This is a genomic window from Agrococcus versicolor, assembly GCF_039531815.1.
Taxonomy (GTDB): domain Bacteria; phylum Actinomycetota; class Actinomycetes; order Actinomycetales; family Microbacteriaceae; genus Agrococcus; species Agrococcus versicolor.
This window is the reverse complement of sequence record NZ_BAAAQT010000006.1, coordinates 417,282-438,556: the sequence shown is the minus strand read 5'-3', so window position 1 is coordinate 438,556 and position 21,275 is coordinate 417,282. Positions and strand designations below refer to the sequence as shown.

Sequence of the window (21,275 nt, the reverse complement as noted above, 5' to 3'; positions counted from 1 at the left end):
CGACGCGCCGACGGCACCGCGGCCGCGCGTCGGGCGACCCGCGCGCGTCACGCGGGCGCGCGGCCCCCGAGCGACGCCGTGACGCCCTCCGCCGCCGCGACCACCGCATCCACCATCGCCGTGCACGCCTCGAGCGGCATGCGCAGCGTCGGCCCCATGACGGTGAGTGCCCCGACGACGCGCGCATGGGCGTCGAAGACGGGCGCGGAGACGCCGGAGGCCTCCTCCACCCGCTCGCCGATCGTGATGGCGTAGCCCTGCGCCCGCGTCTGCGCCGCGACCTCGCGCAGGGCGTCCGCGTCGGTGATCGTCGCATCCGTGAGCGCGGGCAGCGGCCCGGCCGCGACCGCGTCGAGCAGGGCGGCATCCCATGCGAGGAGCACGCGGCCCGCGCTGCCGACGTGGAGGGGCTGGATGCGGCCCACGTACATCGCGCGGCGCAGGCCGTGGTGCGTCTCGGCGACGCCGACGCACACGCGCGCCCCCTGCTCGGCGCGGAAGCAGCACGCCGTCTCCCCCGTCGCGTCGCGCAGCGCCTCGAGCTGCGGCGCCAGGAGGTCGACGAGGTCGCGCGCTCGCGTCGCCGGCCCCGCCCAGTACGCCATGCGCGCGCCGATGCGGAACGCCTCGCCCTCGCGGTCGAGGAAGCCGTGCTCGACGAGGTTGGCGAGCAGCCGGTGGGCGGTCGAGGACGGCAGCCCCGTCGCCTGACGGATCTGCGCCGCGGTGCGCACGGGCGCGACGAGCGTGAACGCGTCGAGGATGCTGCGGATCTTCTCGAGCACGAGGAGCGGCTGCTCTGCCATGGTCGCGAGCGTAGCCGCCGACACGCCGATCTCGCTCCGCTGGGCGGGAATGGTCCTACGATGTGGGAATCGCTGCGCGCTCGACGACGAGCCGCGACCCTCGACGAGGAGGACCGACGTGCCCGACTGGTACACGCTGACGGTGGTCGGCATCGTGATCCTGGCGGTGGTCGTCGTGATCGTCCGCTTCCGCATCAACCCCGTGATCGCGCTCGCGCTCGGCGCCGCCGCGATCGGCCTCCTCACGGGCCTCGGGCCCGTCGACACCGTCACGACCATGACGCGCGGCTTCGGCGACGTGATGATGGAGGCGGGCCTCCTCATCGCCTGGGGCGTGCTCATCGGCGCGATGCTCAACGAGATGGGCGCCATCACGCGCCTCGTCGAGTCGCTGCTGCGCGTGTTCGGCAGGCGCGGCGTGCCGTACGCCCTCGGCCTGTCGTTCGCGACGTACCTGCAGACGATCTTCGTCGACGCCATGATCGTCATCGCCGCACCGCTCGCCCGTCGCATCGCACCGCGCCTGGGCAAGGCCGGCACGGGCATCATGGCCGCGACCTTCGCCATCAGCCTCGAGGTCGGCATCGTCATGATGGTGCCGGGCTTCGCAGCCGTCGCGCTCGCGGGCCTCCTCGGCGTGCCGCTCGGCATCATGCTGCTCGGCGGGCTCGCGGTCGTCGTGCCCACGGTCATCCTCTCGATCCTCGTCGTGAGCACCGTCTTCCGCCTGGGCTTCTGGAAGCCCGAGAGCGACGAGCAGCGGCTCATCAGCGACGGCGGCGAGGAGGGCGCCGCGCAGGAGGCCGCCCAGGGCGTCGGCAGCGCACGCTCCGTCGGCGGCGACCATGGCGATCGGTCGACGACGTCGGTCGCGACGGTCGCCGGCGCGACGACGCCGCAGGGCACGCGCGACCCCGCGACGGTGCCGCTCATCGTGCTCTTCGGGCCCATGCTCGCCGCGCTCGCGCTCATCGCGGCGCAGGCCGTGCTGACGGTGCTCGAGGTCGAGGTGCCCGCGATGCAGTTCCTCGGCAACCCCGTCATCGCGCTGCTGCTCGCGGTCATCGCGACGGGCCTCGTCGGTCGTGCCACGATCGGCACGCCGCGCGTCGAGCGCTCGCTCGTGCGCGGCTTCCAGGACGGCGGGCAGATCTTCGTGCTCACGGGCGTCGGCGGTGCGCTCGCCGCCGTGATCGCCGAGGGCGACCTCGGCACGATCCTGCAGGGGTACTTCCAGGCGACCACCGTCGCGCCGCTGCTCGTCGTGTGGGTCATGGCGGCCGTGCTGCACATCGCCGTCGGCTCGGTGACCCTGTCGGCGATCACGGCAGCCGGCATCCTCGGCCCCGTCGCCGCCACGATCGGGCTCGACCCGCTGCTCATCGCCCTCGCCGCCGGCGCTGGAGCGCTGTTCTGCATCCACGTGACGTCGAACACGTTCTGGCTGCTGCAGTCGTTCCTCGGGCAGTCGGTGCGCGGCGCGCTGAAGTCGGTGACGTTCGGCGTCTCGGTCGCGTCGGTCATCGCGCTCGGCATGACCCTCGTCCTGTCGCTCTTCGTCGGATGATCGAGGTGGATGCGGCCTCGGGTCCGCTCGCGGGCGTGCGGGTCGTCGAGCTCGGCAACTACATCGCGGCCCCGACGACCGGCAGGCTCCTGGCGGACTTCGGCGCGGACGTCGTGAAGGTCGAGCGCCCGCGCACGGGCGACGAGCTGCGGCGCTGGCGCCTGCGCTCCGGCACGACCTCGATGCTGCACCGCACGATCAACCGCTCGAAGCGCTCGATCGTCGCCGACCTGCGCACCGACGAGGGCCGCGACGTCGTGCTGGACCTCGTCCGCCGCAGCGACGTGCTGCTCGAGAACTTCCGACCGGGCACGCTCGAGCGCTGGGGCCTCGACGCCGCAGCGCTCGAGGCCGCGAACCCGGACCTCGTCGTCGTGCGCATCTCGGCCTTCGGGCAGACGGGCCCGCTCGCGCCGCGCCCCGGGTTCGCGGCGGTCGCGGAGGCCGCGGGCGGGTTCCGCGAGCTCGTCGGCGAGCCGGGGCGGGCGCCGAGCCGCACGGGCGTGTCGATCGGCGACACCATCGCGGGCCTCTACGGCGCGTTCGGCGCCGTCATGGCGCTGCTCGAGCGCGAGACCACGCGGGCGGCGCGCGGCGAGCGGCACCTGGCGATCGACCGGCGCACGATCGACGTCGCGCTCAACGAGGCCATGCTCTCGGTGACCGAGTCCCTCGTGCCCGAGTGGTCGGCGTACGGCGTGCGTCGGGAGCGCACCGGCGGTCGCATGGAGGGCATCGCGCCGTCGAACGCGTACCTGTGCGCCGACGGTCGCAGCATCGTGGTCGCGGGCAACGGCGACGGCATCTACCAGCGCTACATGCGTGCCATCGGCCGCCCCGACCTCGCGGACGACCCCGCGCTGCAGACGAACGACGGCCGCTGGGCCGCTCGCGACGCGCTCGACGACGCCATCGGCGCGTGGACCCGCGCGCGCTCGAGCGAGGACGCGCTCGCGGCGCTCGACGACGCCGGCGTGCCCTCCGGGCCCATCGCGACGGCCGAGGACCTGTGCGCCGACGAGCAGCTCGCCGCGCGCGGCATGATCCAGCGGCTCGACGTCACCGACGGCGAGCGCGACCTGCCCGCGACGGCCTTCCCGGGCGTCGTGCCCGTGCTCGGCGGGCGCTCGCTGCCCATCCGGCACGTCGGCCCCGACCTCGGTGCGCACACGGCCGAGGTGCTCGCCGAGCTGGGCTGGAGCGACGCGCGCGTCGCCGACTACGAGGAGCGGATGCGATGACCGCCCAGGCGATGGAGGAGGGACGACCATGACCGTGCAGATCCGCGACGTCACGTTGCGCGACGGGCTGCAGCTCGTCGGACGACCGCTGCCGACCGAGCGCAAGGTGCGCCTCGTGCGCGAGCTGCTCGCCCTCGGCGTCGAGCACGTCGAGGTCGGCTCGATGGCACGGCCGGACCTCGTGCCGACGCTCGCCGACACCCTCGACGTCGTCGCCGCGCTCACCGACGAGGAGCGCGATCGCGCGTGGGTGTGGGTCGCGACGCCGCGGCACGTCGAGCGGGCGGCCGCCGCGGGCGTGCGCCGCTTCCAGTACTGCCTCTCGGCATCCGACGCCCACAACCGGGCGAACGTGGGCCGTGACGCCGAGGCGTCGGTCGCGGCGTTCCCCGACGCGCTCGCCGCAGCGCGAGCGGTGGGCGGCACGGTGCAGCTGTGCATCGCGACGGCGTTCACGTGCCCGTTCGACGGCGAGGTGCCGCTCGAGCGCGTGCTGTCGATCGCGAGCGACCCCCGCACCGACGGCGCCGTCGACGTCGTCGTCGCGGACACGCTCGGCCAGGCGCACCCCGGCGAGGTGCGCCGGCGGATGGAGGAGGTCGCCCGCGTGCGCCCGGGCGTGGGGCTCGTCTTCCACGGCCACGACACGTGGGGCAACGGCGTCGCGAACGCGCTCGCCGCCGTCGACGGCGGCGCGACCGTCGTCGACGGCGCGCTCGGCGGGCTCGGCGGCTGCCCGTTCGCGCCCGGCGCCTCGGGCAACACCGCGACGGAGGACCTCGTCTTCGGGCTGCGCCCGTCGTGGGCGAGCCCCGCGTCGTTCGGCGAGCTCGTGCGCCTGGGCGAGGAGGTCACGACGACGCTCGCCGAGCCCGACCGCGCCCGCTCGCAGGCCGGCGCCCGATCGGGTGCCGAGGCGTTCGGGTGGGTGGTGGGCTGAGCACGGGCGGCGTCGCGACGCGGCCCTGACCGGTCGCCTCCTGCGCTCGATCGGTCGCCTCCTGCGCCGATCGGTCACGTCCAGCGCCGACCGGTCACGATCTGCGCCGACCGGTCACGATCTGCGCCGACCGGTCACGTCCTGCGGTCGAGCGGTCCAGATCTGGACCAGTCGCCCGTCGAACGGTCCAGATCTGGACCAGTCGAGGTGCGAGGCCTCAGGGGGGTCACGTCTTGCGGTCGAACGGTCCAGATCTGGACCAGTCGACGCGCGGGAACCCACGGGAGGTCACGTCCTGCGGTCGAACGGTCCAGATCTGGACCAGTCGCCCGTCGAACGGTCCAGATCGGGACCGGTCACGCCCCGTCAGGACGAGCGAGACCCACCCGCCGGACGCACGATGCCCGCCGCCGCGAGCCTGCGCACGACCTCGTCCGGCTCGACGCGCTCTCCGACGGCCGCGTGCTCGCCGACGGGCGCGACCGCGCTGACGATCGTCGAGGGCAGCACGTGCACGATGCCGAGCGCCTGCTCGCCGTCCTGCCCCCGCGTGCCGCCGCCGCGGGCGAGGAGGTCCTGCGTGTAGGCGAGGCCGCTCGCGGCGTGCACGGGGATGCCGGCGAACGTCGACGACACGGCGTGGTGCACGTGCCCGCCGAGGATCGCCCGCACGTCGCTGCCCGCGAGCACCGCCGCCAGCCGGTCCTGCCCGCGCAGCTCGACCGTGAGGGCGAGGTCGAGCAGCGTCGGCGTCGGCGGGTGATGCAGCACGAGGATCGTGCCGAGCGGCGCGGACGTCCGCAGCTCGTCGGCGAGCCAGGCGAGCTGCTCGTCGTCGACGGCGCCCCAGTGCGCTCCGGGCACGCTCGAGTCGAGCACGACGATGCGGAGGTCGCCGATGCGATGCACGGCGGTGACGGGGCGGTCGGCGGGCTCGGACGCGTCGCCCAGCAGATGGCGGCGCAGCGCGGCGCGGTCGTCGTGGTTGCCGGTCGCGATCACGAGCCGCGCGCCCATCCGCTCGGCGGCGGGCTCGACGAGCGCTCGGATGCGGTCGTACGCGCCCGGCTCGCCGCGATCGGCGAGGTCGCCGGAGAGGACGAGGGCGTCGGGCGCGACGTCCGAGGCCTCGAGGCGCTCGAGGGCGCGCGCGAGGGACGCCGTCGAGTCGACGATGCCGTAGAGCGGCGCGCCCTCGCCCGTGACGTGCAGGTCCGTGAGGTGCGCGAGGACGACGCTCGGTGCGGGGTGCTCGGTCGTGGTCATGCGTGCTCCACGGGTCTCAGGGTGCGGCCGGGCAGCAGCTCGCCGCGCCAGCGTCGATGGATGGGGAGGTCGACGTCGCCGTCCAGCAGCGCGGCGAGCCGCTCGACCGCGGCGTCGGCAGCGGACTCGACCGGCACGCGCACCGTCGAGAGGCCGAGGAGGTCGAGCCCGGGCAGGATGCCGTCCCAGCCGGACGTCGAGCAGTCGACGCCGCGCTCGGCGAGGGCGCGCAGCACCGCGAGCTGGCGGGTGTCGGAGGCGCACAGCACCGCGGTCGCCCCGGCGTCGACGGCCGCGAGGGCGTCGCGCACGCCGTCGTCGGGGGCCGCGCCCGTCGCGACGCGGTCGACGCGCGTCGCACCGAGGCTCGCGACGAGGGCCTCCGCGCGCTCGTGCTCGCCGAACGACGTCGCCGCCTCCGCGCCCAGCACGACGACGCGTGCATGGCCGAGCTCGTGCGCGCGCGCCGCGAGCAGCCCGCCGTGCCACGCCTCGTCGTAGGACTCGGCATGGATGGCCGCGCTCGGCTCGTCGCGGCCGACGCGCACGATCGGCACCTCGCTCGCGAACGGCTCGAGACGGTGCGAGTCGACGCCGCCCGTCGCCACGAGCAGGCCCGCGACGCGCATCCCCAGCAGCCTGCCGAGCGCCTGCACCTGCTGCTCGCCGCCGGGGTCCGCGCCGATCGTGACGGTCACGAGCTCGAGGCCCGCGTCGCGCGCGGCGACCTCGATGCGCGAGAAGAGCGCGCCGTAGACGGGGTTCGCCGCGTCGCGGAGCATGAGGCCCACGACGCCCGTGCCGCCGGCGGCGAGGTCGCTCGCGGCGAGGTTCGGCACGTAGCCGAGCCTGCCCGCGACCGACTCGACGCGCGTGCGCGTCGCCTCGGCGATGCGTCCGTGCCCGCGCAGCGCACGCGTGGCCGTCGACCGGGAGACGCCGGCCTCGCGTGCGACGTCCTCGACCGTGACCTGCAGCGGTCGATCAGCCACGGCGCCTGCGCAGCCCGCGCCCGTACACGAGCCAGAGCACGAAGCCCTGCACGATCATGAGCAGCACCGTGTACACGAAGGTCACCGACATGGCCTGCACGTTCGAGTCCCCCTCGGTCGCGCGGCGGATCGCGATGCCGAGCGGCTCCGCGAGCGGGTGGTACAGGAACACCGCCGCGTCGTAGTCGTCGACGAGGCTCGTGAAGTTGAGCGCGGCGACGGCCGCCATCGTGGGCGCGATGATCGGCACGACGACGCGCCGGATGGTCGTGAGCTGCCCCGCGCCGAGGATGCGCGCGGCGTCCTCGAGCTCGTCGGGCACCGCCGCGAACGCCGCCTTCAGCAGACGCAGCGTGAACGGGATCTTCACGATGACGTACGCGAGGCCGAGGATGATCACCGTGCCCTGCAGCACCTGGCCGCCCACGAGCCACTGCGGCCGGTCGAACGTGATGACGAGACCGAGCGCGATGAGGATCGTCGGCAGGATCCACGGGATGTGGAGCACGTACTCGATGACGCTCGACAGCCGCCCGCGCCACGTCGTGAGCGCGCGCGACACGAGGACGAGCGCCGCGACCACCGCGACCGACGCGAGCGCCGAGTACACGATGGAGACGATGAACGGCGACAGCGCGTCGGGCTGCGTCAGCACCGTCACCCAGTGCTCGATCGTCAGGTCGCCCAGCCCGATCGAGCCGCCCTGCACCGCACGGGAGTCGGCGAACGAGAAGAGCACGGCGCACAGCACCGGGAAGACGTACACGGCCCACAGCGCCCAGGCGAGGACGTGCATGACGATCGAGCCCCAGCGCGTGCGGAACGCCTGCGGCTCGAGGGGGGATGCGACCTTCGCGACGGCGAAGTAGGTGCCGCCGCGCTCGACGCGGTTGAGGATCGCGAGGAGCACGATCGTCGCGAGCCCGAGGAGGATCGCGAGCAGCGCCGCGACGTCGCGCGACGTCGTCGTCCGCGAGAACGACAGGATCATCGGCGCGACGGTCTGGAAGTCCTGGCCGCCGAGCACGAGCGGCGCCGTGAGCGCTCCGAGGCCCGTGAGGAACACGAGCACCGTCACCGCGAAGATCATGGGCCGCAGCGTCGGCAGCACGATGCGCCGCAGGATGGTCCAGTTCGACGCGCCCATGAGGCGCGCGGCCTCGATCGACTGGTGGTCGATCTTCGCGAGCGCCGACGACAGGAAGAGCATGTGGTTCGTCGTGGTCGCGAACGTCATGACGAGCACGACGGCCATGAAGCCCGAGAACCAGTCGCGATCCATCTCCGGCCAGACGTTCGCGATGGCGTTCGTGAGGAAGCCGTAGCGGCCGTAGATGAAGGCGTAGCCGGTGGCGAGCACGATGCCGCCGTAGATGAACGTCGTCGCGTACCCGAGCCACAGCACGCGACGCGCGCGCATCTTGAACCAGCCGGTCACGAGGACGATGAAGATGCCGACGACGTTGACCGTCACCGCGAGGGTCGCCGCGAGCAGGACGCTGTTGCCGAGCGAGCGCAGCGCCCGCTCGCTCGAGAGGAGCCGCTCGAACGCCGAGAGCGAGAGCTCGCCGTCGGGCGCGAACGTCGCCTGCAGCAGCGTGACGTTCGGCATGACGAGGAACGCGACCGAGAACCAGAGCGTGCCGATGACGACGCCGATGCCGAGCGGCGAGCGCAGCATGCGCGCCGTCGCGCCGCGAGGCTTGCGCGTCGGCGGCTGCGGCGTGACGCCGGCCTCGTCGGGGGTGCGCGGCTCGGCGGCGCGCTGCGCGGTGCTCATGCCGCGACCGGGAAGCGGTGCACGCGCTCGGCGTCGAGCTCGACGCGCACGACGTCGCCGAGCGACACCTGGGCAGCGGCGCCGCTCGTCGACTCGACCCGCAGGACGTCGCCTGCGAGCTCGAGCTCGAGCAGCGTCGCGGCGCCGCGGTACGCGTGCTCGCGCACGATGCCCTCGACGCCGCCCGTCTCGACGAGGGCGACGTGCTCGGGTCGCACCCAGGCGTCGAGGTCGCCCGCGAGCGTCCCGGGCGCGAGCGCCTCGCGCTGCGCGGCCGTGAGCCGCGTCGCCTCGCCGACGAAGTCGCACACGAACGCGCTCGCGGGCTGCTCGTAGATCTCGCGCGGCGTGCCGAGCTGCTCGAGCCGCCCCTCCGACAGCACGGCGATCCGGTCGGACAGCGCGAGCGCCTCCTCCTGGTCGTGCGTGACGTAGACGGTCGTGATGCCGACCTCGCGCTGCAGGCGCTGCAGCTCGCCGCGCAGCTGCACGCGCAGCTTGGCGTCGAGGTTCGACAGCGGCTCGTCGAGCAGCAGGATGCTGGGCTCGAGCACGAGCGCTCGCGCGATGGCGACGCGCTGCTGCTGCCCGCCCGAGAGCTCGGAGACGCCGCGGCCGAGCTGCTCGGGCCTCAGCCCCACCTGCTCGGCGGCACGGTCGACGCGCTCGCGCTGCTCGGCCTTCGCGACGCGTTGCACCGAGAGGCCGAACGCGATGTTGTCGCGGACGGTCATGCTCGGGAAGAGCGCGTAGCTCTGGAACACCATCCCGACGCCGCGCTGCTCGCTCGGCACGCGCGTGACGTCGCGGCCGGCGACGTGCACGCTGCCGGACGTCGGCTCGACGAATCCGGCGAGCGCGCGCAGCGCGGTGGTCTTGCCGCAGCCGGACGGCCCCAGCAGGGTGCAGAACTCCCCCTCCGCGATCTCGAGGTCGAGACCGTGGAGCGCGACGTGGTCGCCGAACGCGACCCTGACGCCTTCGAAGCGGATCATGTGGTGCTCCTCATGGCCGGCGGTGCCGACCGTCGCCGCGCAGCCCGCGCACCCGACCGGCGCCCGCGAGGGCTGGCGGTCGGATGCGCGAGGCCCGGGTCCTCGGTGTCAGGGAAGGTACTCGAGCTCGATGCGCTCGACCCACTCGCCGATGTGCTCGCGCACGAGGGCGTAGTCGATGTCCGCGCGCTCGACGGAGGCGATGAGCTCGACGATCTCGGGGTTCGCCTGCTCGAGCGCGACCTCGTTGACGGGCACGGCGTTGAACTCCTGCGCGAAGGCGCCCTGCACCTCGGCGCTGCCGAACCAGTCGATGAAGTCCTGCGCCTGCTGCTCGCGCTGCGTGCCGGCGATGACGCCGATCTGCTCGGTCACGAACGGCACGCCGTCCTCGTTCGGCACGATGGCCGTCTCGGTGCCGTACTCGGCGTCGCGGGCGACGATGCCGCCGGAGGGCAGCACGCCGTACGAGACGTCGCCCTGCTCGAAGCGGGCGTAGAGGTCGGTGCCCTCGACGGCCGGGCTGCCGTTCGAGAAGTACGCGTCGATGGCCTCCCAGCCCTCGTCGGAGACCTCGCCGTCCTCGTCGGCGTAGGGCGCGAGGATGCCGGCCACGACGAGCTGCGGGGTCGCCTCGCCGAGCGCGGTGTTGACCTCGTACTCGCCCTCGAAGTCCGAGCTCCAGAGCTCGCTCGTGTCGGCGGGCGGGTCGCTGACGGCGCTCGCGTCGTAGACGGTGACGATGGCCTGGTCGACGAGCGGCCAGTACGCGCCGTCCACGGGGTCGCCGGCGTCCTCGGGCACCTCGTCGGACCACGACGGCTCGTAGGCCGTGATGACCTCCTCGGCCTTCAGCGTCTCGAAGAACATCGTGTTGAGGCCGAACACCACGTCGCCGACGGGGTTGTTCGCCTCGGCGACGATGCGGTTCGTGAGGTCGGCGCCGCCGAGGCCCACGATCTCGATCTCGAAGCCGTTCTCGGCCGCCTGCTCCGTCAGCCACTCGCCGCGGCCGTCGCCGTTGGAGTTCGTGTAGACGATGAGCGGTCCGCCCTCGTCGCCCGACCCGCCGTCGCCGCCGCTCGCGCATCCTGCGAGCGCGACGCCCGCCAGTGCCAGTCCTGCCGTCGCGCGCAGTGCGCGCCTGCTCGTTGCCTGCATTGGTCTCTCCTCGTCGAACGACCTCTCACGTGGAGAGTATCTACAACAGAACGCGAAATCCATGGGTGCGGTCGCGCGTCCGCACATACGGTATGGGGCGCGCATGAACGGCAGCCGAGGCCGAGGTGAACGCGTGGGGGCAGGGCGGTGCGCCCGAGGGCGATCGCGACGGCCGCCCGCGAGCGGGCAGCGCGCCGCGGATCCCCGGCGTCAGCTCGCGCCGGATGCCTCGTTCGCGTCCTTCCCGGCGGTGACCTTGAGCCCGATGACGCTGCCGACGATGCCGACGACGAAGAGCACGGTCCACCACGAGAACGCCTGCGACCCCGTGGCGATGGCCCAGCCGACGGTCAGCGCGGCGCCGAGGCCGACCCACACCGCGTAGGCGGTCGCGATCGGGATGGAGCGCGAGGCGCGCTCGAGGCCGATCATCGACAGGATGCAGCCGACGACGAAGACCGTCGCCTCCGCGGGGCGCGTGAGGCCCTCGGAGGCGCCGAGCGCCGTGGCCCACACGGCCTCGAGGACGGCGGAGACGACGAGCAGGATCCACGCCATGGCTACGCCACCACCTTGAGGCCGACGACGCAGCCGACGAGCACCGCGAGCAGCACGACGCGCGTCACGGTCGCCCGCTCGGCGCGCGTGACCATCGCCCAGCCGGCGGTCGTCACCGCGCCGATGCCCACCCACACCGCGTACGCGGTGCCCGTGGGGATCGTGAGCATGGCGACCGCGAGGCCGAGCATGCTGCCGAGGATGGCGACGCCGAAGACGACGGTCGGTCGCCAGCGCGTGAAGCCCTTCGTGCGCGAGAGCGCCGTGGCCCAGACGGCCTCCAGCAGCCCCGAGACGACGAGGATGACCCAGTCCATGACGGACCTCCGATGTGGTCAGTCTTGTCGCTGTGCGGGTACTGCGCCCTCGTCCGCACGCCTGCGTCGGCGTTGGCACCAGGATAGCAAGTCGCCGCGATCCTGGCAGAGGGCCGTGCGCGCCCGACGGCGCATGCGGCGAGCGGCGTCAGGCAGGCGGCCGGCCCCAGCGCACGGCGTCGCGCACGACGGCAGGTGCGTCCTCGGCGAGCCGCAGGTCGGGCGCGGCGCCCAGGGCGTCGTTCACGGCGGAGAACGCCTGCCTCAGCGCGACGTAGACGGTCGCGGCGAGGATCTGGCGATCGTCGAGCCCGACGGTGCGCAGCGCGGCCACGTCGTCGGCGGTCGTCGCGCTCGGGTCGCGGACGACGCGACGCGCCCATGCCGCGAGCGCGCGATCGCGATCGTCGAGGGCCCCCTCGTCGCCCTCGAGGACCGCGACGGCGACGTCGTCGCCCGCCGCCGAGGCGAGCCGCGCACCCCACGCGAGCGCGCAGTACGCGTCGCCCATCTCGCTCGCGGTCGCCGACACGAGCACGCCCTTGTCGCGGAGGTCGAGCCCGCCGGCCGAGGACGCGGCCGCGACGGCGTCGAACCAGCGCGCGTGCAGCTCGGGCGCGTGCGCCCAGACGCGCGTCAGCCGCATGACGTAGCCGAGGTCGTCGACGTCCTCCGCGACGAGCGCCGCCGCGGCCTCCGAGTCCGGGGCCGCACCGAGGTGACCCGCATCCTGCTCGTGCATGCCGACTCCTTCGCCGTCGCCAGGATGGCAGCGGGCGCCGCGAAGCGGAAGCGCGTCGTCAGGACTCGTCGGCGAGCGCCGCGAGCCTGGCCTCCTCGTCGGCCGTGATGCACGAGTCGATGACGGCCTGCAGGGCGCCGTCCATCACGGTGTCGAGGTTGTACGCCTTGAAGCCCGTGCGGTGGTCGGCGATGCGGTTCTCGGGGAAGTTGTACGTGCGGATGCGCTCGGAGCGATCCATGCCGCGGATCTGCGAGCGACGCGCGTCGGAGGCGGCGGCGTCGATCTCCTCCTGCTGCTTCGCGAGGATGCGCGCACGCAGCACGCGCATGCCCGCCTCGCGGTTCTGCAGCTGCGACTTCTCGTTCTGCATCGACACGACGATGCCGGTCGGCAAGTGCGTGATGCGCACGGCGGAGTCGGTGGTGTTGACCGACTGGCCGCCGGGGCCCGACGAGCGGAAGACGTCGATCTTCAGATCGTTCGGGTCGATCTGGACCTCCTCGGGCTCGTCGACCTCGGGGAAGACGAGCACGCCGGTCGTCGACGTGTGGATGCGTCCCTGCGACTCGGTCGCCGGCACGCGCTGCACGCGGTGCACGCCGCCCTCGTACTTCAGCGACGCCCACACGCCCTGCGCGGGATCGTTCGACGACCCCTTGATCGCGACCTGGACGTCCTTGAAGCCGCCCATGTCGCTCGCGGTCGACTCGAGCATCTCGGTCTTCCAGCCGCGCGCGGCCGCGTAGTGCTCGTACATGCGCAGGAGGTCGGCGGCGAACAGCGCCGACTCCTCGCCGCCCTCGCCACCCTTGATCTCCATGATGACGTCGCGACCGTCGTCGGGGTCGCGCGGGATGAGGAGGCGGCGCAGCCGCTCCTCCGCCTCGTAGGCGACCTGCTCGAGCGCGGGCACCTCGTCGGCGAACGCCTCGTCCTCGCGCGCGAGCTCGCGGGCGGCGGCGAGGTCGTCCTTCGCCGCCGTCCACCGCTCGTGCACGGACTTGACCTGGCTGAGCTCCGCATAGCGGCGGTTCACGCGCTTGGCGCGACCGGCATCCGCATGCAGCGCGGGATCCGCGAGCTGGTGCTCGAGGTCCGCATGCTCGGCCAGCAGCGATGCGACCGACTCGAACACGGGGTCAGACCTGCTCGCCGCCCGGCGTCGACTTCGAGACCTTCATGAGGAACTCGACGTTCGACTGGGTGTCCTTGAGGTTCTTGAGCACGAGCTCCGTGGCCTGCTGCGGGTCGAGGCCCGCGAGCGCCCGACGCAGCTTCCACATGACCTTCGTCTCCTCGGTGCCGAGCAGCATCTCCTCGCGGCGCGTGCCGGAGGCGTTGACGTCGACCGCGGGGAAGATGCGCTTGTCGGCGAGCTGGCGCGAGAGGCGCAGCTCCATGTTGCCGGTGCCCTTGAACTCCTCGAAGATCACCTCGTCCATCTTCGAGCCCGTCTCGACGAGGGCCGTGGCGAGGATCGTGAGGGAGCCGCCGTGCTCGATGTTGCGCGCGGCGCCGAAGAAGCGCTTCGGCGGGTAGAGCGCGCTCGAGTCGACGCCGCCGGAGAGGATGCGGCCCGACGCGGGCGTCGAGAGGTTGTACGCACGGCCGAGGCGCGTGATGCCGTCGAGCAGCACCACGACGTCCTTGCCGAGCTCGACGAGGCGCTTCGCGCGCTCGATCGCGAGCTCCGCGAGGGTCGTGTGGTCCTCGGCGGGACGGTCGAACGTCGAGGCGATGACCTCGCCCTTGACGGTGCGCTGGAAGTCGGTGACCTCCTCGGGACGCTCGTCGACGAGGACGATCATGAGGTGGACCTCGGGATTGTTCTCCGCGATCGCGTTCGCGATGGCCTGCATCACGAGCGTCTTGCCGGCCTTGGGCGGCGAGACGATGAGGCCGCGCTGGCCCTTGCCGATCGGCGACACGAGGTCGATGACGCGCGTGGAGAGCTTGCCGGGCACCGTCTCGAGGCGCAGGCGGTCCTGCGCGTAGAGCGGCGTGAGCTTCGAGAACTCGGCGCGGTTCGCCGCCTCCTCGACCGGGCGGCCGTTGATCGAGTCGACGCGCACGAGCGCGTTGAACTTCTGGCGGTTCTGCGCCGTGGGCTGCTCGCCCTCGCGCGGCTGCTTGATCGCGCCGACGACGGCGTCGCCCTTGCGCAGGTTGTGCTTGCGCACCTGGCCGAGCGAGACGTAGACGTCGGTCGGCCCCGGGAGGTAGCCCGAGGTGCGCACGAACGCGTAGTTCTCGAGCACGTCGAGGATGCCCGCGACGGGGAGGAGGACGTCGTCCTCGAGGATCTCGGGCTCGAGGTCGTCGCGACCCGGGCCTGCGCCGGTGCCGCGGCGGCGGTCGCGCGAGCGGCTGCGACGCGACTCGGTCTCGACGTCGGCGGCGCCGCGGCCGCCCTGACGGCCGTTGCCGTTCGCGGAGCCGGCGTCGCCGTTGCCATTGCCGTTGCCGTTGGCGCCACGACCGCGACGGCGGCCGCCGCCCTCGGTCTCGTCGTCGTCGGACTGCTGCTGCTGTCGTCCACCCTGCGGGGCGTCCTTCTGCTGCTGCTGCTGCTGCGACTCCTGGCGAGCGTCCTGGCGGCCGTTCTGCCGACCGTCCTGCTGCCCGCCCTGCTGCTCGTCCTGGCGATCGGTCGACTTGCCACGGCCGCGGCGACGTCGGCTCGGGCGCTGCTCGGACTGCTCGGCGTCGTCCGACGACTCCGTCGACTCCGACGCGTCCGCCTGCTCCGCGGCAGCGGGCGCCTCGGCCTGCTCGGGCTGCTCGGCAGCCTCGGCGGCGGGCTCCTCGGCCTGCGCGGGCTCGGCGGGAGCCTCGGGCTCCTCGGCGACCACGGGCTCGGCCGGCGTCTCCTCGGGGGCGGCCTCGACGGGCGCCTCCTCCTTCTTCTTGCGCGGGGCGCGCTTGCGCTTGGGCGCCTCGACCGGAGCGTCCTCGCTCGCGGCAGGCGCCTCGGCGGCGGGCGCCTCGGCAGCGGGCGCCTCGGCAGCAGGTGCCTCGGCGGCAGGCGCCTCCGTCGGCAGCGGCTCCGGCGCGGCGGCGGCGCTCTGCGCACGGCGCGAGCGGCGGGCGCGCGGCGGGGCGGCCTCGGCTGCTGCGTCGGGCTGGGCGGGCGTCGTCGCGGCTGCGGCGGCAGCGTCGGCGTCGATGGTCTCGTTGGTCATCGGTCTCCCTTTCCGGGGGAAAGGCCGTGCAGACACGGCCTGGGGATGCGCGGCACCATCGCGCGGCGTTCGAGAGGACATCGCCGAAGGATGGGCGGTGCTGCGACTGGAGTCTCGGATCCTCCCGCGCGCTGCCACAGAACGTGGACGCTAGGAGCGGGAGTCGGGCTCCACTGTACCACCCTTGATGTCGACGGCGAGCAGCATGGGCTCCCAGCCGTCGGGCTGCCGCTGCACGATCTCGGCCGCCGCGAGCCGCTGCTCGGGGTCGCTCGAGAGCACGAGCACGCTCGGACCGGCGCCCGAGACGACGGCGGCGTGGCCGGCCTCGCGGAGCGCCTCGACGAGCCTGCTCGTCGAGGGCATCGCCGAGGCGCGGTAGCGCTGGTGCAGCCGATCCTCGGTCGCCGCGAGCAGCAGGCCGGGGGTCTGCGTGAGCGCCGCGATGAGCAGCGCGGCACGCGAGAGGTTGAAGACCGCGTCGCCGTGCGGCACGTCGGTGGGCTGCAGGCTGCGGGCGAGCGACGTCGACATGCGCTCCTGCGGCACCGCCACGAGCAGCGAGACGCCGCGGTGCACCGCGAGCTCGGTGTGATGGGGGCCGTCGTCGTCGACCCACGCGATCGTGAGGCCGCCGAAGATCGCGGGCGCGACGTTGTCGGGGTGGCCCTCGAGCTCGGTCGCGAGGCGCAGCACCTCGGCGTCGTCGACGTCGACCACGCCCTCGAGGAGCCCGACGGCCGCGAGGACGCCCGAGACGATCGCGGCACCCGACGACCCCATGCCCCGCGAGTGCGGGATGGCGTTGCGGGCGTGGATGCGCAGGCCCGGGGCGTCGACGCCGAGGCGCTCGAACGTGTGCAGGGCGGCGCGCGCCACGAGGTGCGTGGCGTCGGTGGGCACCTCGCCGGCGCCCACGCCCTCGACGTCGATCTCGACGCCGGCGTCCGTCGCCTCGACCACGAGCTCGTCGTGGACGTTGAGGGCGAGGCCGAGCGTGTCGAAGCCCGGCCCGAGGTTGGCGCTCGTCGCGGGCACGCGGACGCGCACGCGACGACCGACGAGGCTCACGCGAGCCCCAGCAGGCTCGCGACCTCGCTCGTCTCGGCGCGCACGACCTGCGGCGAGGCATCGGAGCCGTCGTCGAGCCTCAGGCCCCACTGCGCGTCCTTGAGGCCGTGGCCCGTGACGGTGAGCACGACGGTGCAGCCCTTGGGGATCTCGCCGGCCGCGTGGCGCTCGAGGAGCCCGGCGAGGCTGATGGCCGAGGCGGGCTCGACGAAGATGCCCTCCTCGCGGGCCAGCAGCCGCTGCGCCGCGAGGATGCGCTCGTCGTCGATCGCCCAGAAGCCGCCGCGCGACTCGTCGCGCACGGCGAGCGCCTGCTCCCACGAGGCCGGGTTGCCGATGCGGATCGCCGTGGCGACCGTGTCGGGCTCGCGCACGACCTCGCCGCGCACGATGGGGGCGGCGCCGAGCGCCTGGAAGCCGAGCATGCGCGGCGTGCGCGTCGTGTCGCCGTGCCGCGCCGCCTCGGTGTAGCCGCGCCAGTACGCCGTGATGTTGCCGGCGTTGCCCACGGGGATGCAGTGGATGTCCGGGGCGTCGCCGAGCACGTCGACGATCTCGAAGGCGGCGGTCTTCTGCCCCTCGATGCGGTCGTCGTTCACGGAGTTCACGAGGTGCACGGGGTAGTGCTCCGAGAGCTCCTTCGTGATCTCGAGGCAGTCGTCGAAGTTGCCCTGCACCTGCAGCAGGCGCGCGCCGTGCACGACCGACTGGGCGAGCTTGCCCATCGCGATCTTGCCGTCGGGCACGAGCACGGCGGCCGTGATGCCCGCGTGCGCCGCGTAGGCGGCCGCCGAGGCGGACGTGTTGCCGGTCGAGGCGCACGCGATGGCCTTCGCGCCCTGCTCGACGGCCTTCGTCACCGCCATCGTCATGCCGCGGTCCTTGAAGGAGCCCGTGGGGTTCATGCCCTCGAACTTCACGAGGACGCGCGCGTCGATGCGCGCCGACAGGTGCGTCGCCTCGACGAGGGGCGTCCCGCCCTCGCCGAGGGTCACGATCGGCGTCGTCTCCGTGACGTCGAGTCGGTGTGCGTACTCGCGGATGACTCCGCGCCACTGCTGTGCCATGCGTCCCTCTCCCCCGCTCAGGCCTGCGCCTCGATGCGGATGACGTGCTCGACGTCGACGACGTCCTCGTGCGTTCGCAGCGCGTCCACCACCTGCCGCAGCCTGCCTTCGAGGGCGGCGTGCGTGCCGACGACCAGGCTAGCGGTCGCACCCTGCGCGACCTGCTGCTCGATCGACTCGATCGACACCTCGTGCGTGCCGAGGATCGTGGCGACCGCGGCGAGGACGCCGGGACGGTCGGCGACCGACAGCCGCAGCTGGTAGCGCGTCAGGACCTCGTCGAACGAGGCGATCGGCAGGTTGGCGTGGCTCGAGACCGCGACGCCCGGGCCGCCGATGACGTGCCTGCGCGCGATCGAGATGAGGTCGCCGAGCACGGCGCTCGCCGTCTCGGGGCCGCCGGCGCCCGCACCGTAGAACATGAGGTCGCCCGCGGCCTCGGCCGTGACGAAGATGGCGTTCTTCGCCTCGTGCACGGCGGCGAGCGGGTGGTCGCCCGGGATGAGCGCCGGGTGCACGCGTGCGGAGACGCGGTCGCCGTCGGGGCCCGAGATGCGCTCGCAGATCGCGAGGAGCTTCACGACGCGGCCGTCGCGCTCGGCCTGCTGCACGACGGCGTCCGTGATGCCCGTGATGCCCTCGCGGTGCACCTGGTCGACGGGGACGACCGTGTGGAAGGCGAGCGACGCGAGGATCGTCGCCTTCGAGGCGGCGTCGAACCCCTCGACGTCGGCGGTGGGGTCGGCCTCGGCGTAGCCGAGCCGCGTCGCCTCGGCGAGCGCCGACTCCATCGTCGCGCCCTCGCGGTGCATGAGGTCGAGGATGTAGTTCGTCGTGCCGTTGACGATGCCCATGACGCGCGTGATGCGGTCGCCGGCGAGGCTCGCCTCGAGCGGGCGGATGATGGGGATCGCTCCGCCGACCGCGGCCTCGAACGCGAGCTGGCCGCCGACGCGCTCCGCGGCGTCGAAGAGCTCGGGTCCGTGGGCGGCGACGAGCGCCTTGTTGGCGGTGACGACGTCCGCGCCCGCGTTCAGCGCGTCGAGCACGAGCGTGCGGGCGGGCTCGATGCCGCCGAGCAGCTCGACGACGACGTCGGCGGAGGCCGCGAGCCTCGCGAGGTCGGTCGTGAGGAGCTCGCGCGGCAGGGGCACGTCGCGCGGCGCGTCGAGGTCGCGGACCCCGATGCCCACGAGCTCGATGCCCGCGCCGGCGCGGGCGGCGAGCTCGTCGCCGTGCTCGAGCAGCAGGCGCGCGACCTGCGAGCCGACGCTGCCGGCTCCGAGCAGCGCGACCTTGAGGCTGCGGTAGGCGGTCATGGGGTCCCTCCCAGGCCCGCGTCTCGCGCGAGCAGGTCGTCGATGGTCTCTCGGCGCACGAGCACGCGCGATGCGCCGTCGAGGACGGCGACGATCGGCGGGCGGGGCGTCATGTTGTAGGTGCTCGCGAGGCTCGCGCAGTACGCGCCGGTCGCGGGCACGGCGAGCAGGTCGCCGGGGGCGACGTCGCCGGGCAGCGCGACCTCGTCGACGACGATGTCGCCCGACTCGCAGTGCAGCCCGACGACGCGCGAGCGCACGCCGGGCACGTCGGAGGAGCGGCTCGCGATGCGCGCCGTGTAGCGCGCGCCGTAGAGCACGTGGCGCGGGTTGTCGCTCATGCCGCCGTCGATCGAGACGTAGACGCGCTCGCCGTCGGCGAGCTCCATGCGCTTGACGGTGCCGACGCGGTAGACCGTGACCCCGGCGGGGCCCGCGATCCAGCGTCCCGGCTCGATCGCGATGCGCGGCACGGCGATGCCTGCGCGCTCGCATGCGGCATGCAGCGACGCGGCGAAGGCCGCCGCGATGCCCTCGATCGGCTGCGGGTCGTCGGCCTCGGTGTAGGCGATGCCGAAGCCACCGCCGACGTTGAGCTCGGGCAGCGGGCCGCCGGCGAGGAGCGACGCGTGCAGCGCGACCATCCGGTCGATGGCCGCGGCGAAGCCGTCGCCGTCGAAGATCTGGGAGCCGATGTGGGTGTGGAGCCCGCGCAGCTCGAGCACGTCGTCGGCGCGGACGCGTGCGACGAGCGCGGCGGCGTCGACGATGGGCACGCCGAACTTCTGGTCCTCGTGGCTCGTCGCGAGGAACTCGTGCGTCGAGGCGTGGACGCCGACGTTGATGCGCATGCGGATGCCCTGCCGCACGCCGGCCTCGGCCGCGATGCGCGTGAGGCGGTCGAGCTCGAGCGCGGAGTCGACCACGATCGTGCCGACGCCCGCGGCGACGGCGGTGCGGAGGTCGTGCTCGGACTTGTTGTTGCCGTGATACCCGACGAGCGAGAGGTCGAGGCCCGCGGCGCGCACGAGCGCGAGCTCGCCGCCCGAGCAGACGTCGACGCCGAGGCCCTCCTGCACGACCCAGCGCGCGACGTCGCCCGTGAGCAGCGCCTTGCTGGCGTAGTAGACGATCGGATCGTCGAGCACGGCGTGGAAGGCCGCGCGGATGCGCGCGGCCCGGCCGCGCAGCTCGGCCTCGTCGAGGAGCATGAGGGGCGTGCCGTGCTCGGCGGCGAGCGCGTCGAGTCTCGCGCCGCCGATGGCGACGGTGCCGTCGACGCGCGTCGCGCTCGCCGGCCAGATGGCGGGCTGGAGCGCGTCTGCGCTGGGTGCGTCGATCATGTGAGGGTCCGTGGGGGTCGAATCATCGCCTGCGGCGCCTGCACGCGCATCGCGTGCCTGCCTCTGCAGGCGAGCGGACCTGGATTGGCCCCTGAAGCCTGACGCGGCAAGCCTAGCGGGCGCGGGATGGACCACGTCGCCGCGCACGTCGCCGCGCGACTCGGTACGTCAGCCCGTGCAGCTGCCGTGCGGCGCCTGCAGCTGGAGCACGGACCGCTGCTCGATGCCGAACACGAGCAGCACGGCGCCGCCGGAGACGCGCACGTCGGTGACCGCCATCGACGAGGGCACGGAGTCGGCGATGCAGAAGCCGGTCTGGTCGAAGAGCGTCGTCGTCGCGATGCCGTAGCGCTGCTCGAACTCCGCCGGGGCGAGCTCGGCCTGCCCCACCTCGACCCGCTGGGGCACGAGCACGATGCGCGGACCGCGGGTCACGGGCTCGACGACGACCGTCACCGGCACGGCGAGCCCGTGCACGTCGGCGTCGAGCGAGACGCGCAGGCTCGGCGGCTGCAGCACGACGTCCGTCACGACGCCGTCGACGAACTCGTCCGTGAGACGCGCGACCGCGTCGTGGTCGATCGAGATGTACGAGTAGACGCGCGGGATCGGCTGCACCGGGTTCGTCGGCAGGTCGTAGATCTCGGCGTGGAAGGTGCCGGTCGCGACGCCGACGTCGAGGTCGGGCACCGTGATCGCGACGTGGTCGACCGATCCGAGCAGCAGCTGCAGGATGGCGCTGCCGCCCGTGACCTCCGCGTCGACCCGCTCGGGGTCGTCGAGCTGCAGCGCGACGGCGATCTCCTCGCGGGCGACGCCCTCCATGCCGCCGCGGACGAGCATGTCGGCGACGACGGTCGCGCCGAGGAGCGCCGCGATGCCCGCGAGGCCGAGCCCCACGCGTCGCAGCCGCCGCGGCACGCCG

19 protein-coding genes and 1 riboswitch are annotated in these 21,275 nt (G+C 73.5%); of the genes, 3 read left to right on the top strand and 16 right to left on the bottom strand.

All coding sequences use genetic code 11. The annotated features are described in order from the left end of the window. Positions 1 to 47 precede the first annotated feature (47 nt). Complete coding sequence (locus tag ABD249_RS10435; protein ID WP_344343261.1) at positions 48 to 806, bottom strand: IclR family transcriptional regulator; 759 nt, start codon at positions 804 to 806, stop codon at positions 48 to 50. A 118-nt stretch (positions 807 to 924) separates the two neighbouring features. On the opposite strand from ABD249_RS10435, the gene ABD249_RS10430 reads away from it, so the two are divergent. Genes ABD249_RS10430 through ABD249_RS10420 form a run of 3 tightly spaced genes read left to right on the top strand, consistent with a single transcriptional unit; the run spans position 925 to position 4,554 of the window. Further along, positions 925 to 2,373, top strand: a complete 1,449-nt coding sequence (locus ABD249_RS10430; RefSeq protein WP_344343259.1) for a GntP family permease — start codon at positions 925 to 927, stop codon at positions 2,371 to 2,373. A gap of 5 nt (positions 2,374 to 2,378) precedes the next feature. Next, positions 2,379 to 3,614, top strand: a complete 1,236-nt coding sequence (locus tag ABD249_RS10425) for a CaiB/BaiF CoA transferase family protein (protein WP_344343257.1) — start codon at positions 2,379 to 2,381, stop codon at positions 3,612 to 3,614. 28 nt (positions 3,615 to 3,642) lie between these two features. Beyond that, complete coding sequence (locus ABD249_RS10420; protein ID WP_344343255.1) at positions 3,643 to 4,554, top strand: beta/alpha barrel domain-containing protein; 912 nt, start codon at positions 3,643 to 3,645, stop codon at positions 4,552 to 4,554. A gap of 366 nt (positions 4,555 to 4,920) precedes the next feature. Here ABD249_RS10420 and ABD249_RS10415 read toward each other — a convergent pair whose 3' ends face one another. The 15 genes from ABD249_RS10415 to ABD249_RS10345 all read right to left on the bottom strand — a co-directional run bounded on the left by ABD249_RS10415 (position 4,921) and on the right by ABD249_RS10345 (position 21,271). Next, positions 4,921 to 5,820 carry a metallophosphoesterase gene (locus ABD249_RS10415; protein ID WP_344343253.1) on the bottom strand — a complete coding sequence of 300 codons (900 nt, stop codon included), beginning with the start codon at positions 5,818 to 5,820 and terminating at the stop codon, positions 4,921 to 4,923. Beyond that, the gene (locus tag ABD249_RS10410; RefSeq protein ID WP_344343251.1) at positions 5,817 to 6,812 is read right to left on the bottom strand and encodes a LacI family DNA-binding transcriptional regulator; all 996 of its coding nucleotides are present in this window, start codon (positions 6,810 to 6,812) and stop codon (positions 5,817 to 5,819) included. Before ABD249_RS10410 ends, ABD249_RS10415 begins: the two co-directional genes overlap by 4 nt. After that, a complete protein-coding gene (locus ABD249_RS10405) occupies positions 6,805 to 8,592 on the bottom strand; it encodes an ABC transporter permease (protein WP_344343249.1) in 1,788 nt (595 codons plus the stop codon). The genes ABD249_RS10410 and ABD249_RS10405 overlap by 8 nt, the downstream gene beginning before the upstream one ends. After that, entirely contained in the window at positions 8,589 to 9,587 is a 999-nt protein-coding gene (locus tag ABD249_RS10400; protein ID WP_344343247.1) for an ABC transporter ATP-binding protein, read from the bottom strand. Before ABD249_RS10400 ends, ABD249_RS10405 begins: the two co-directional genes overlap by 4 nt. Positions 9,588 to 9,695: 108 nt before the next feature. Next, positions 9,696 to 10,748 (bottom strand): extracellular solute-binding protein, encoded by a 1,053-nt coding sequence (locus tag ABD249_RS10395; protein ID WP_344343245.1) that lies wholly within the window; start codon positions 10,746 to 10,748, stop codon positions 9,696 to 9,698. A 210-nt stretch (positions 10,749 to 10,958) separates the two neighbouring features. Beyond that, complete coding sequence (locus ABD249_RS10390) at positions 10,959 to 11,306, bottom strand: DMT family transporter (protein WP_344343243.1); 348 nt, start codon at positions 11,304 to 11,306, stop codon at positions 10,959 to 10,961. A 2-nt stretch (positions 11,307 to 11,308) separates the two neighbouring features. Then, positions 11,309 to 11,623, bottom strand: a complete 315-nt coding sequence (locus ABD249_RS10385) for a DMT family transporter (protein WP_344343241.1) — start codon at positions 11,621 to 11,623, stop codon at positions 11,309 to 11,311. Between the two features lie 13 nt (positions 11,624 to 11,636). Further along, positions 11,637 to 11,700, bottom strand: a riboswitch (guanidine-III (ykkC-III) riboswitch). A 71-nt stretch (positions 11,701 to 11,771) separates the two neighbouring features. Further along, complete coding sequence (locus ABD249_RS10380) at positions 11,772 to 12,365, bottom strand: carboxymuconolactone decarboxylase family protein (RefSeq protein ID WP_344343239.1); 594 nt, start codon at positions 12,363 to 12,365, stop codon at positions 11,772 to 11,774. A gap of 58 nt (positions 12,366 to 12,423) precedes the next feature. Further along, a complete protein-coding gene (prfA, locus tag ABD249_RS10375) occupies positions 12,424 to 13,503 on the bottom strand; it encodes a peptide chain release factor 1 (RefSeq protein ID WP_344343237.1) in 1,080 nt (359 codons plus the stop codon). A 4-nt stretch (positions 13,504 to 13,507) separates the two neighbouring features. After that, a complete protein-coding gene (gene rho / locus ABD249_RS10370) occupies positions 13,508 to 15,631 on the bottom strand; it encodes a transcription termination factor Rho (RefSeq protein ID WP_425546317.1) in 2,124 nt (707 codons plus the stop codon). A gap of 69 nt (positions 15,632 to 15,700) precedes the next feature. Then, on the bottom strand, positions 15,701 to 16,621 hold the full coding sequence (gene thrB, locus ABD249_RS10365; RefSeq protein WP_344343233.1) for a homoserine kinase: 921 nt from the start codon (positions 16,619 to 16,621) through the stop codon (positions 15,701 to 15,703). After that, positions 16,618 to 17,688 (bottom strand): threonine synthase, encoded by a 1,071-nt coding sequence (gene thrC / locus ABD249_RS10360; RefSeq protein WP_344343231.1) that lies wholly within the window; start codon positions 17,686 to 17,688, stop codon positions 16,618 to 16,620. The genes thrB and thrC overlap by 4 nt, the downstream gene beginning before the upstream one ends. 17 nt (positions 17,689 to 17,705) lie before the next feature. Beyond that, positions 17,706 to 19,007, bottom strand: a complete 1,302-nt coding sequence (locus ABD249_RS10355) for a homoserine dehydrogenase (protein WP_344343229.1) — start codon at positions 19,005 to 19,007, stop codon at positions 17,706 to 17,708. Then, the gene (gene lysA, locus ABD249_RS10350; protein WP_344343227.1) at positions 19,004 to 20,350 is read right to left on the bottom strand and encodes a diaminopimelate decarboxylase; all 1,347 of its coding nucleotides are present in this window, start codon (positions 20,348 to 20,350) and stop codon (positions 19,004 to 19,006) included. Before lysA ends, ABD249_RS10355 begins: the two co-directional genes overlap by 4 nt. A 168-nt stretch (positions 20,351 to 20,518) precedes the next feature. After that, on the bottom strand, positions 20,519 to 21,271 hold the full coding sequence (locus ABD249_RS10345; protein ID WP_344343225.1) for an LmeA family phospholipid-binding protein: 753 nt from the start codon (positions 21,269 to 21,271) through the stop codon (positions 20,519 to 20,521). Positions 21,272 to 21,275: the final 4 nt, after the last annotated feature.

Bases quoted from the DNA above. Each gene is read 5' to 3' on its own strand.
- ABD249_RS10435 (WP_344343261.1), bottom strand. From the start codon at position 806: ATGGCAGAGCAGCCGCTCCTCGTGCTCGAGAAGATCCGCAGCATCCTC.
- ABD249_RS10420 (WP_344343255.1), top strand. From the start codon at position 3,643: ATGACCGTGCAGATCCGCGACGTCACGTTGCGCGACGGGCTGCAGCTC.
- ABD249_RS10415 (WP_344343253.1), bottom strand. From the start codon at position 5,820: ATGACCACGACCGAGCACCCCGCACCGAGCGTCGTCCTCGCGCACCTC.
- ABD249_RS10405 (WP_344343249.1), bottom strand. From the start codon at position 8,592: ATGAGCACCGCGCAGCGCGCCGCCGAGCCGCGCACCCCCGACGAGGCC.
- ABD249_RS10400 (WP_344343247.1), bottom strand. From the start codon at position 9,587: ATGATCCGCTTCGAAGGCGTCAGGGTCGCGTTCGGCGACCACGTCGCG.
- ABD249_RS10395 (WP_344343245.1), bottom strand. From the start codon at position 10,748: ATGCAGGCAACGAGCAGGCGCGCACTGCGCGCGACGGCAGGACTGGCA.
- ABD249_RS10390 (WP_344343243.1), bottom strand. From the start codon at position 11,306: ATGGCGTGGATCCTGCTCGTCGTCTCCGCCGTCCTCGAGGCCGTGTGG.
- ABD249_RS10385 (WP_344343241.1), bottom strand. From the start codon at position 11,623: ATGGACTGGGTCATCCTCGTCGTCTCGGGGCTGCTGGAGGCCGTCTGG.
- ABD249_RS10380 (WP_344343239.1), bottom strand. From the start codon at position 12,365: ATGCACGAGCAGGATGCGGGTCACCTCGGTGCGGCCCCGGACTCGGAG.
- rho (WP_425546317.1), bottom strand. From the start codon at position 15,631: ATGTCCTCTCGAACGCCGCGCGATGGTGCCGCGCATCCCCAGGCCGTG.
- thrC (WP_344343231.1), bottom strand. From the start codon at position 17,688: ATGGCACAGCAGTGGCGCGGAGTCATCCGCGAGTACGCACACCGACTC.
- ABD249_RS10355 (WP_344343229.1), bottom strand. From the start codon at position 19,007: ATGACCGCCTACCGCAGCCTCAAGGTCGCGCTGCTCGGAGCCGGCAGC.
- lysA (WP_344343227.1), bottom strand. From the start codon at position 20,350: ATGATCGACGCACCCAGCGCAGACGCGCTCCAGCCCGCCATCTGGCCG.